General features: G+C 42.2%; 10 protein-coding genes. 7 read left to right on the top strand and 3 right to left on the bottom strand.

From position 1 onward, the window contains the following. The first annotated feature begins 85 nt into the window (after positions 1-85). The 4 genes from GMD6S_RS03710 (at position 86) to tig (ending at position 4,403) form a co-directional block, all read left to right on the top strand. Positions 86-328: a hypothetical protein gene (locus tag GMD6S_RS03710; protein ID WP_000863487.1), complete on the top strand. Its 243-nt coding sequence runs from the start codon at positions 86-88 to the stop codon at positions 326-328. Positions 329-397: 69 nt separating this feature from the next. Further along, positions 398-1,237, top strand: coding sequence for a Fic family protein (locus GMD6S_RS03705; protein ID WP_001183258.1), 840 nt, complete (start codon positions 398-400; stop codon positions 1,235-1,237). Between the two features lie 146 nt (positions 1,238-1,383). Beyond that, a complete protein-coding gene (locus tag GMD6S_RS03700; RefSeq protein WP_000355715.1) occupies positions 1,384-2,736 on the top strand; it encodes an ISLre2 family transposase in 1,353 nt (450 codons plus the stop codon). 383 nt (positions 2,737-3,119) lie between these two features. Next, positions 3,120-4,403, top strand: a complete 1,284-nt coding sequence (gene tig / locus GMD6S_RS03695; protein WP_000116506.1) for a trigger factor — start codon at positions 3,120-3,122, stop codon at positions 4,401-4,403. A 47-nt stretch (positions 4,404-4,450) separates the two neighbouring features. Here tig and recD2 read toward each other — a convergent pair whose 3' ends face one another. From recD2 to rnhC, 3 genes are all read right to left on the bottom strand, one after another. Then, positions 4,451-6,820 (bottom strand): SF1B family DNA helicase RecD2, encoded by a 2,370-nt coding sequence (recD2, locus tag GMD6S_RS03690; RefSeq protein ID WP_000454451.1) that lies wholly within the window; start codon positions 6,818-6,820, stop codon positions 4,451-4,453. A 129-nt stretch (positions 6,821-6,949) separates the two neighbouring features. Continuing rightward, a complete protein-coding gene (lepB, locus tag GMD6S_RS03685; protein WP_001083992.1) occupies positions 6,950-7,564 on the bottom strand; it encodes a signal peptidase I in 615 nt (204 codons plus the stop codon). A 3-nt stretch (positions 7,565-7,567) separates the two neighbouring features. Next, on the bottom strand, positions 7,568-8,449 hold the full coding sequence (gene rnhC, locus GMD6S_RS03680; RefSeq protein WP_000146898.1) for a ribonuclease HIII: 882 nt from the start codon (positions 8,447-8,449) through the stop codon (positions 7,568-7,570). Positions 8,450-8,535: 86 nt separating this feature from the next. Between rnhC and zapA the strand changes: the two genes are divergently transcribed. The 3 genes from zapA (at position 8,536) to GMD6S_RS03665 (ending at position 11,820) form a co-directional block, all read left to right on the top strand. Next, positions 8,536-8,838, top strand: coding sequence for a cell division protein ZapA (zapA, locus tag GMD6S_RS03675; protein WP_000002028.1), 303 nt, complete (start codon positions 8,536-8,538; stop codon positions 8,836-8,838). Further along, the gene (locus tag GMD6S_RS03670) at positions 8,835-9,383 is read left to right on the top strand and encodes a CvpA family protein (protein ID WP_000623534.1); all 549 of its coding nucleotides are present in this window, start codon (positions 8,835-8,837) and stop codon (positions 9,381-9,383) included. The genes zapA and GMD6S_RS03670 overlap by 4 nt, the downstream gene beginning before the upstream one ends. Positions 9,384-9,483: 100 nt before the next feature. Continuing rightward, positions 9,484-11,820 (top strand): endonuclease MutS2, encoded by a 2,337-nt coding sequence (locus tag GMD6S_RS03665; RefSeq protein WP_001092920.1) that lies wholly within the window; start codon positions 9,484-9,486, stop codon positions 11,818-11,820. Positions 11,821-11,947: the final 127 nt, after the last annotated feature.

Here is an 11,947-nt window from a genome sequence, read left to right as displayed (position 1 = left end):
ATCAATATAAAAACCATGATTTTAATAAATATTTTTATCACTATTAAAATCATGATATAAATAGCTATTTAAAAAGAGGTATGCAATGGCTTTTGAAATCAAAAAGGACAAAATTAGTAAAGCGTTAGGCGAGACAATACCGTCAGTCCCTAAGGCAAAATCACAAGGGCGAAGAGCAGGTCGCCCATCAGGGAAGACCAAACATCCTTATCAGTTCACCTTGAAGCCCCAAAATCGAGAAAAGCTAGATAGGATTGCGGAGCAAGCAGGATATAGCGGAGCATCAACTTTCCTTGATAATTGGATTGAGAGTTATGAAGAAGAATAATCGTCAATATTTTTATCACTATTAAAATCATGATAAAAATCACTATAATATTATTTACGCAGGTGACCTATGCAACCAACCTATGAAATTGATAACCCCAACCTTTCCTATCAGACTAAACTTGACTTATGGCAGACTGGCTTTGGTCTTCAGCAAGTAGACGGTCTTGAGCCATCACGCTATATGGTTGAATTGGCTAAAGAGCAGATTGAAGGTAAGATTGAGTATCAACAAATTTATGACCAAATTACCAAATACCATGAAGAGACCGATGATAGCACGAAAGAAGCTGATATTGTCTCTTTAAGGATTGTAGAGCTGTTATCAAGCAACGCCTTCAAGTTTGCCCCAACCACTCTAAAATCAATCCATAAAGAGCTATTCTTTGGCGTTCTAAGCCAAGGTATCCCTTTAGGAGAATATCGCCATTATAACATCACTAAAAAAGAGCCGATTTTAGAGGGAGATAGCGTTATCTATGATCATTATCAAACTATCTCGGCTAGCTTAACCTATGATTTTGACCAGGAGTCACAATTTGACTATCGAGGGAAGACACCTGAAGAAATGGTCAAGCACTTGAAAAAGTTTGTATCGGGAATTTGGCAAATCCATCCGTTTGGAGAGGGCAACACCCGAACTGTTACGGTCTTCATGATTAAGTACCTACGTTCACTAGGCTTTGAAGTTGATAATAGCCCGTTCAAAGAGAATGCACGTTACTTCAGGGATGCCCTGGTTTTGGACAATGCAAAATTGCTGAAGAAAAATCCTGAATACCTGGATAGATTTTTTGAAAATCTATTGTTAGGTGGTCAACATGAGCTATCTCTGAAGAAAATGTATCAAGAGGTTTTGCCAACTGCATCCGCTCCAAAGAACCAAAAAGACCAAGGTTTATCACTTTAGATATTGATTTTAATCACTATTAAAATCATGATATAAACCACTATTAAAATCACTATAGAAATATAGACCTTTCCGTTTGGAGAGGTCTTTTTTCTTTTCTTGTTTTTGGGGTATAATAGGCGGTAGCGATGATTGAGGTGACAAAAATGGATATAACCGTGTTAGACGAAAGAGAATTTTCAAGGCAGTTGAAACAAAATAATCAACGGGCTTTTCTGAAGATGATTGAAAACTATGAAAAATTCATTGCCCCTATTATGCGAGCGCAGGGGTACAAAAGAATCAATCAAAAAGAGCGGACAGTTATTTTTTCTTTTGGAGAAATGACCTTTTCACGTAGCAGATGGAAGAAAGATGACACCATCCGAATCCCTGTTGATGAAAAGCTAGGACTAGAACCAAGGTCGAGGTTTTCTCAGGAGCTACTTTACCAGGTGACCAAGCTTGCTAATTTTATGCCCTATCGTAAAGTTGTATCGGTGATGGAAATGTTAAAGGAAATCTATATCACCAAGAATACAGTTCAGCACGCTTTAGACATGGCAGGTGAACTACTAGCTGAAAAAGAGGAGTACGACTCTTTATCAGCTTCAGACTGGTCTGAAGATAACCAGGACAAAGTGAGAGCAAAGAAAGTCTATATTGAAGGTGATGGGGTTTGGGTCAAACAGGCAATGCCTGACAGGAAAAAGAAGTCTATTGAGTTAAGTCATTTTGTCGTCCATACTGGAAGCAAGAAGGGGAAGAGGAATATCTTAAAAGACAAGATAGAAGTTATCTCTACACGCTGTCATAAAGCCAAAGATAGACTAATGGATTTGTTGACTAGGCATTTTGAAATTACTCCCGAAACGGTCATTGTGACTAATTCTGATGGTGGTAAAGGCTATTCTCCTACGGACTTTAAGGACTTAGTTAGTGCTTTTAAGCCTAAAGAGCATTTGCACTTTTGGGATGCTTTTCACGTGAATCAATCCCTGAAAAAGAATTTACGTACTTTTCCTTTAGAGCTGACCAAACAAGCCTTTAAAGCGGTCAAGAGCCGAGATAAGGGTTTACTAGAAACGGTACTTGATACGGCTGAATCTTTGATTAAATCAGACAAAAAATTAGAGTCTTTTCAACGCTTCAAAAGACAACTTCTGAAAAACTTTAAATATACTGATCATCCTGAGAGCTTTGGACTCAGTAGCAAGGGTATTGGTATCATGGAATCTCAGCATCGCAAAGTGACGTATCGAATGAAAAATAGAGGTATGTATTGGAGTGAGAAAGGCGCTGACACTATGAGCCAAACCATTCTTTTAAACCATACAGGAGAATTGAGAGACCTATTTTTCGGAGAGTGGAGGAAATCCTACCAAACAATAAAAGACCAGGAAAAAGATTATCCTGGTCACTTTCAACATACTCAAAAATCAGATTATACACTACCACAGAACAATCGCTCAAACCGAAAACCGAAGTATTGGGGAGCTCTTACCGATGAAAGGGATTGAAAATCATAAGAAACCATGATTTGTCAAGCCTTTTAGAAAAAAAAGTTTGGGAAAATGCTTGCATTTTCCTCCCAAAGTGGTATAATAGACTTATAAAAAACACGAACAAAAGGCGCTGAGTGCTACTAACACTCAAACGCCCACCGATTAAACAACCGTTACTTGTTCAATCAGTTTAAATCTATTGTATCATCAAAAGAACAATAAATCAAGACTGGGACAGGAAAAAGTTGAAAGTTTCGGTCTTTTATTTACGTTCTATTGGTGATTTTTCATTTTCTCCCAAAAACAGACACACTCAAAGCGCATTCATTACTTGAAAATTAACCGTGGTTTATGCTATAATAGACTGTATTTAAAAAATTTTAAGGAGAAATGACAGAATGTCTGTATCATTTGAAAACAAAGAAACAAACCGTGGTGTCTTGACTTTCACAATCTCTCAAGACCAAATCAAACCAGAATTGGACCGTGTATTTAACTCAGTAAAGAAAACTCTTAACGTTCCTGGTTTCCGTAAAGGTCACCTTCCACGCCCTATCTTCGACCAAAAATTTGGTGAAGAAGCTCTTTATCAAGATGCAATGAACGCACTTTTGCCAAACGCTTATGAAGCTGCAGTAAAAGAAGCTGGTCTTGAAGTCGTTGCGCAACCAAAAATTGACGTAACTTCAATGGAAAAAGGTCAAGACTGGGTTATCACTGCTGAAGTCGTGACAAAACCTGAAGTAAAATTGGGTGACTACAAAAACCTTGAAGTATCAGTTGATGTAGAAAAAGAAGTAACTGACGCTGACGTTGAAGAACGTATCGAACGCGAACGCAACAACTTGGCTGAATTGGTTATCAAAGAAGGCGCTGCTGAAAATGGCGACACTGTTGTTATTGACTTCGTTGGTTCTATTGACGGTGTTGAATTTGACGGTGGAAAAGGTGAAAACTTCTCACTTGGACTTGGTTCAGGTCAATTCATCCCTGGTTTTGAAGACCAATTGGTTGGACACTCAGCTGGCGAAACTGTTGATGTAGTTGTAACATTCCCAGAAGACTACCAAGCAGAAGACCTTGCAGGTAAAGAAGCTAAATTCGTAACAACTATTCACGAAGTAAAAGCAAAAGAAGTTCCAGCTCTTGACGATGAACTTGCAAAAGACATCGACGAAGAAGTGGAAACTCTTGACGAATTGAAAGAAAAATACCGCAAAGAATTGACTGCTGCGAAAGAAGAAGCATACAAAGATGCCGTTGAAGGTGCAGCAATCGATAAAGCTGTAGAAAACGCTGAAATCGTAGAACTTCCAGAAGAAATGATCCACGAAGAAGTTCACCGTTCAGTAAATGAATTCCTTGGAAACTTGCAACGCCAAGGGATCAACCCTGACATGTACTTCCAAATCACAGGAACTACTCAAGAAGACCTTCACAAACAATACGAAGCAGAAGCTGAGTCACGTACGAAGACTAACCTTGTTATCGAAGCAGTTGCCAAAGCTGAAGGATTTGACGCTTCAGAAGAAGAAATCCAAAAAGAAATCGAGCAATTGGCAGCAGACTACAACATGGAAGTTGCACAAGTGCAAAACTTGCTTTCAGCTGACATGTTGAAACACGATATCACTATCAAAAAAGCTGTTGAATTGATCACAAGCACTGCAACAGTAAAATAATCTTAAAAGAGAAAAAGCCCACCTGACTAGGTGGGCTTTCTGTTGCACTATTTTCCAAAAATCTCTTTTAAGTCAGCATCTGTAATCCCGATCATGGCTGGGATGCTAGACCAGTTTTCCTCAGTGAGGATGTAGGATTGTTCAGAGTCACTTGCTGTGGCAGTTTCAGAGAAGGCTTGTTTGCTTTCTTCAATATTAGTTTCAATTAAATCACTGAAACGCTCAATCAGATAGGTCTTGCGAGCAGTTCCAATATGTTTGATTGCATAGTCAAAGGCCTGTAATTCACCAAGAAGGATGAGCTTGCTCTTGGCCCGTGTGATAGCTGTGTAGATGAGATTTCGCTCCAGCATGCGCTTGCTAGCACTGGTGATGGGCAGGATGACAACAGGAAACTCACTTCCCTGAGACTTATGAATACTCATGGCATAGGCCAGGCGAATCTTGTACCATTCGTTACGTGGGTAAGAGACCTCATTTCCATCAAAATCAATGACAATCTCGTCTTGTTTGGACTCGGTGTATTTACCAGGAATTAGGTCTGTGATGTAGCCTAGGTCTCCGTTAAAGACATTAACTTCAGCGTCGTTGACTAGGTGAATGACCTTGTCCCCTGTTCGATAGTGACACTGAGTTGCTTCAAAGCTAACTTGCCCCTTTTGCTGAGGATTGAGCAGATCTTGCATAAGTTGGTTGATGGCGTCAATGCCAGCAGTTCCTCGATACATAGGCGCTAGCACCTGAATATCACGAGCCGGAATGCCACTTCTGAGGGCAGCGCCAAGAATTTTCTCAATGGTAGCTGGGATATGACCGCTAGCGATTTCAAAGTAGGAGCGGTCTGCTTTTTTCTGGGGAAAGTCAGCTGGCAAGATGCCTTGTCGAATCTGACTTGCCAAGGTGACGATAGTCGATTCCTCGCTCTGACGGTAAATCCGTTCCAAGCGAGTCTGCGGAATCAGGGATATCTGGAGCAGGTCGGCCAGAACTTGTCCAGGACTGACAGAAGGCAACTGGTCACTGTCTCCCACGATGAGGATTTTACTGTTAGAAGAAATGTTGGAGAAGAGTTGGTTGGCTAGCCAAGTATCCACCATGGAAAACTCATCTACAATGATAAAGTCGGCATCTAGATAATCTTCTAGATGGCTGGTATCATCGTCTCCCGTCATTCCCAAATGACGGTGTATAGTCGCGCTAGGCAAACCTGTCAATTCATTCATGCGCCGAGCGGCTCGACCAGTTGGTGCAGCGAGAAGAATAGGTAAGTTACTTTTCTTCCTGAGATCAAGTCCTTCTAAGAGGGCATAAATAGCGATAATCCCATTGATAACAGTCGTCTTACCAGTACCAGGTCCACCTGTTAGGATAAAGACCTTGTTCTGGATAGCATCACAGATAGCTTGCTTTTGGATACTATCGTATTGGATACCCAGTTCTTTCTCGACGCTAGCGATATGCTTTTGAATGGTTTCCAAATCATGACTCTTTTGTTTTCCTTTTTCAAGGATACGAACCAAGTGACTGCGGATGCCTTCTTCAGCGAAAAAGAGGCTATTATCAAAGATTTTGGTATCAATCTGCTGAACCTTGTCTTCTTCAATCAAATGAGATAATTCCTGAGCTACTTGGCTGGGATCGAGTTCCACGGGACGGGAAGACTCGAGGAGAGTCAGGGTCTGTTCCAGCAAATCTCGGGCTTCCATATAGGTATTGCCCGTATCCATACATCCCTGAAAAAGACTGTGGACAAGGCCAGCACGGAAACGTTCAGGGGCTTGACTTTCGATGCCTAGTTCGGCGGCTAATTGGTCAGCAATGGTAAAGCCCAATCCCTTGATATCCTCAACCAACTGGTAGGGATAGTTTTCGACAATATCCAGCGTTTCTTCCTTGTAAAAGTTTTGAATCTGAAAGGCTAGTTTATTGGGAATGCCGTAGTTAGCTAGTTTTGCCAAGACCATCTCTGTTCCGTAGTTGAGACGGAGGGTGGAAACAAAAGCCTCACGGTTTTTGGCAGAGAGTCCTGCAATACTTTCCAGCTTTTCAGGATGTTCCAGAATTTCGTCAATGGTATTTTCACCATAGCTATCAACGATTTTTTGGGCCGTTTTGAGACCAATTCCTTTGAAATGGCTACTAGAAAAGTACTTGACTAGCCCATTTTTAGTTGGTTTTGCCCGCTCATAACGGCTGATCTGAAGCTGTTCTCCATACTTGGAGTGCTGAATGATTTGCCCCCAAAAAGTATAGTCTTCACCCTCAATTACATCAGCCATGGTTCCTGTAACGATGATTTCAAAATCGTCAAAGTCCTCCGCGTCCGTATCTTCGATATCTAGGAGGAGAATGCGATAAAAATTACTGGGATTTTCAAAAATAATCCGTTCAATGGTGCCTGAAAAATAAACTTCCATAGGTTTCCTTTACATGAGTTCGTGAGAGTTGGACCCTTAGCTTCTTTCAACAAGCTAGGAGACTAAAAGTCCTTCTTCTCGCAATAGAAAAAGAGACTGAGACTTAGCATTCTCGGCCTCTTCCTTATCTTAAAAAGTTCCGATACGGTTAAGTGGCCAGAAACGGAATTTTGCTTCGCCTTTGATATCGCTGGCCTTGAAGGTACCAACGTGGCGGCTGTCGCTAGAGACTAGACGATCATCACCAAGGAGAAGGTACTCACCTTGAGGGACAGTAAAGCTGAAGCTGGTATTGGAATTGACATCGACTGTAAAGGCCTGTGCCTTTTGAGCAAGTTCTCTAAAGTAAACTCCCTTATTGCCTTCAAATCCTTTTCCAGTATAGGTGTTTTGCAACTTTTCTGTTTTGAACAAGTTGAGGTATTCAGCTAGGTAAGGTTCATTCGTTTCTTCACCGTTGATAAAGAGTTTGTCATTTTCGTAGCGGATGGTATCACCAGGCATGCCGATAACCCTTTTGACAATATCTTTATTTCCGTCTTCCTCATGCGCAACCACGATGTCGAAGCGGTCAATTGGGAGATGTTTAACAACGAAGAGAACTTCTCCGTCGGCTAGGGTAGGGTCCATCGAGTGTCCTTCTACACGGACATTGCTCCAAAGAAAGATACGGCTAAGACCGACCAGTGCGATAATCAGGAAGAAAACTCCCCATTCTTTTAGAAATGTTTTAAACGAATTCATAATTTACCTTTCTAGAAGTGTTTTTGCTTTTTCAGTGTTTTTAAAATGCAATTTGGCACAGAAATGAAGTCCCTTCATGCCATAGGCCTGCAGGATTTTGCTAGCAACCTTATCAGATGCAGTTCCAGCGCCACTTGGCAGTTGATAGCCCAGTTCTCGTCCTAGATTTTCCAAGTTTTCGAGGAAGAGATCCCGCGCGATGATAGAGCTAACTGCAACAGCTAGGTATTTGCCCTCGGCTTTTTCTTCTAAGCTAATTTTGTTTGGAAAACGGTTGGCTTCTTGTGCCAAGTACTTATTATAGTTTTTAGGGCTTGTAAAAGCATCAATCACGATTTTTTCTGGCTGGATTCCTTTTTGAAGCAGGAGAAAGATAGCCTGGTTGTGAAGGGCAACCTTTACAGAAACAGCATTGTAACGCTCTCCGATAACTTCGTTGTACTTGCTCGGTGAAAGGAGGAGCGCTTGGTGCGAAATCTTTTCCTTGAGGATAGGGGCAATCTGACGAATCTTTTGGTCCGTCAGAGTCTTAGAATCCCCTACACCGAGTTTTCGCAAGAAGTCGTGCTGGTCAGGTGTCACAAAGGAAGCCACAACAGCCAGCCCACCAAAGTAGGAACCATTTCCCACCTCATCGGTACCGATCATAGGGAAATCTTGTCCACTGTTTTCTTGTTGAACCTGATAGCCAAAGAAATTGGCGTATTGCTCAGCAGCTTCGCCCTGCAGGAGGACTTTTCCAGAAGTATAGATGGAAACCGTTGCCTGAGGCAGTCTCAAAAAATAGCGAATATAAGGATTTTTACTAGGACTGAGAGCCTTCTGATACTGACTTAAAAAGCTCTGAATTTCCTGTTCACTTGGTGTGAGTGTGATACTTGCCATAGTCTCTATTGTACCACAAAAGCAGGAGAATTGGTAAAAACTGACAAAGTTAGCGAAATTTGGTATAATATCGTGAGGTGAATTTTATGGCAAATCTAAATCGATATAAGTTTACATTCGGGAAAAAGACATTAACCTTGACAACCGAGCATGACAACCTCTTTATGGAGGAAATTGCCAAGGTTGCGACTGAAAAATACCAAGCAATTAAAGAACAAATGCCTGGGGCGGATGATGAAACCATTGCGCTTCTTTTGGCGGTCAACTGTCTGTCTACACAGCTCAATCGTGAAATTGAATTTGATGACAAGGAGCAAGAGTTGTTAGAACTCCGTCACAAGTTGATTGCTGTCAAACAAGAACAGAGCAAGATTGAGGACTCCCTATGATTTCAATCCTACTCTTATTGGTTCTGGCTTGGGGCTTTTACATCGGCTACCGTAGAGGTTTGGTCCTGCAAGTTTATTATTTCCTCGTGGCAGTGATTTCAGCCTTTGTTGCGGGACAGTTTTATAAATCACTGGGTGACCACTTCCACTTGCTTGTCCCTTATGCCAATCCTCAGGAAGGACAGGGAACCTTTTTCTTCCCTTCAGACCAGCTGTTTCATCTAGACAAGGTCTTTTATGCGGGTCTAGCCTATCTTCTAGTTTTTGGGATTTGTTATAGTTTCGGACGTTTTATCGGTTTGTTCCTGCACTTGATTCCAACTAAAAAGCTCGATGTCAAATGGTTGCGTATCGGATCAGGCCTTTTATCTCTATTGGTAACCTTATTTGTCTTGCAAATGGCTCTGACCATCCTTGCAACAGTGCCTCTGGCAGTCATTCAAAATTCACTCGAAAAAAGTATAGTAGCCAAACACATCATCCAAAGTGTCCCTTTTACGACAAATCTTATCAAACAACTCTGGGTGACAAATTTAATCGGATAAAAAGGGCGGGATTTTTCCTAGCCCTTTGTTTACAGATTGGACGACTAAGTCAAAACCCCTAGTTGCTATAATCTTGTAAACCAGTATACAAGGAAAAAATATGAATACAAAAATACTAGAAACCTTAGAATTTAATAAAATCAAAGCCTTGTTTGAACCGCATCTCCTGACAGAACAAGGACTAGAGGAGCTAAAAGGCTTGGCCCCAACTGCCAAGGTGGATAAGATCAAGCAAGCCTTTACAGAGATGGAGGAAATGCAAGCTCTATTTGTGGAGCAACCCCACTTTACCATCCTAGCGACACGTGAGATTTCAGCTGTCTGCAAGCGTCTGGAGATGGGGGCGGACCTCAATATTGAGGAGTTCCTGCTCCTCAAACGGGTCTTGCTTGCTAGCAGAGAGTTGCAAGGTTTTTATGCCAATCTTGAAAATGTACGTTTGGAGCAGTTGGCGAGATGGTTTGAAAAACTACATGATTTTCCACACTTGCAAGGGAGTCTTCAAGCCCTAAATGATGCAGGATTTATCGAGAATTTTGCCAGCGAAGAACTGGCACGCATCCGTCGGAAAATCCATGATAGCGAGAGTCAAGTTCGAAATGTCTTGCAAGACTTGCTCAAGCAAAAAGTGCAAATGTTGACGGAAGGCATAATCGCTAGCCGAAATGGCCGTCAAGTCTTACCCGTGAAAAACACTTACCGCAACAAGATTGCGGGTGTTGTCCATGACATCTCTGCCAGTGGAAACACCGTCTATATCGAACCCCGTGAAGTGGTCAAGCTGAGCGAAGAAATCGCTAGTCTGCGAGCAGACGAACGCTATGAGATGATTCGCATCCTACAGGAACTCTCAGAACGGGTCCGCCCTCATGCTGCAGAGATTGCTAATGACGCATGGATTATCGGCCATTTAGACTTGATTCGTGCCAAGGTGCGTTTCATCCAAGAAAGACAAGCAGTTGTTCCTCAACTTTCAGAGAATCAAGAGATTCAACTCCTTCATGTTCGCCATCCTTTGGTCAAAAATGCTGTTGCAAACGATGTACACTTTGGTAAGGAATTAACAGCCATTGTCATTACAGGTCCCAATACTGGTGGGAAGACCATCATGCTCAAAACCCTGGGCTTGACTCAACTCATGGCCCAGTCAGGCTTGCCCATTCTAGCTGACAAGGGAAGCCGTGTCGGTATTTTCGAAGAAATCTTCGCAGATATCGGGGATGAGCAGTCTATCGAGCAAAGCCTGTCTACCTTCTCCAGCCACATGACCAATATCGTAGATATTCTTGGCAAGGTCAATCAGCACTCGCTCTTATTGCTAGATGAGCTTGGGGCAGGTACCGATCCGCAGGAAGGAGCAGCGCTTGCTATGGCTATTCTGGAGGATCTTCGTCTGCGTCAGGTCAAGACTATGGCTACGACCCACTATCCAGAACTCAAGGCTTATGGTATTGAGACAGCCTTTGTGCAAAATGCCAGCATGGAGTTTGATACTGCCAGCTTGCGTCCGACCTATCGCTTTATGCAGGGAGTTCCTGGCCGAAGCAATGCCTTTGAAATTGCCAAACGTCTGGGCTTGTCAGAGGTCATCGTAGGAGATGCCAGCCAGCAGGTCAACCAAGATAATGATGTCAACCGTATCATTGAACAATTGGAAGAGCAAACGCTTGAAAGTCGCAAACGCTTGGACAATATTCGTGAGGTGGAGCAAGAAAACCTCAAGATGAACCGTGCACTCAAAAAACTCTATAACGAACTCAATCGTGAAAAAGAAACTGAGCTCAACAAGGCGCGTGAACAAGCTGCCGAGATTGTGGAACTTGCTCTAAGTGAGAGTGACCAGATTCTCAAGAACCTCCACAGTAAGTCTCAACTCAAACCCCATGAAATCATTGAAGCTAAGGCTGAGCTGAAAAAACTAGCTCCTGAAAAAGTTGACTTGTCTAAAAACAAGGTCCTTCAGAAGGCCAAGAAAAAACGAGCTCCAAAGGTTGGGGATGATATCATTGTTCTCAGTTATGGTCAGCGTGGTACCTTGACCAATCAGCTTAAGGACGGCCGCTGGGAAGCCCAAGTTGGTTTGATCAAGATGACCTTGGAAGAGAAAGAATTTGACCTTGTTCAGGCTCAGCAAAAAGCCCCAGTCAAGAAAAAACAAGTCAATGTCATCAAACGTGCTTCTGGTCGTGGTCCGCAAGCGAGACTGGATCTCCGAGGCAAACGGTATGAAGAGGCTATGAATGAGTTAGACGCCTTTATCGACCAAGCCCTGCTCAATAACATGGCGCAGGTAGACATCATTCATGGTATCGGAACAGGAGTCATCCGTGAGGGCGTCACCAAATACCTGCAAAGAAACAAGCATGTCAAGAGTTTTGGCTATGCTCCACAAAATTCTGGAGGCAGTGGTGCAACCATTGTGACCTTTAAAGGATAGAGAGAAGAAGGATTCGCTCTTTCTGAAAAAGGGAATGAAAGGTCAAAAATTTTCATAGAATATATTGACAATGGCTAACTTTTCTTGTAGAATAATAAAAAATAAAATACCAACACCGAATGAAGTT

It is taken from the genome of Streptococcus sp. GMD6S (assembly GCF_000297015.1).
Note: the sequence above shows the minus strand (reverse complement) of the source record. Positions and strands in the feature narration are given on the sequence as shown.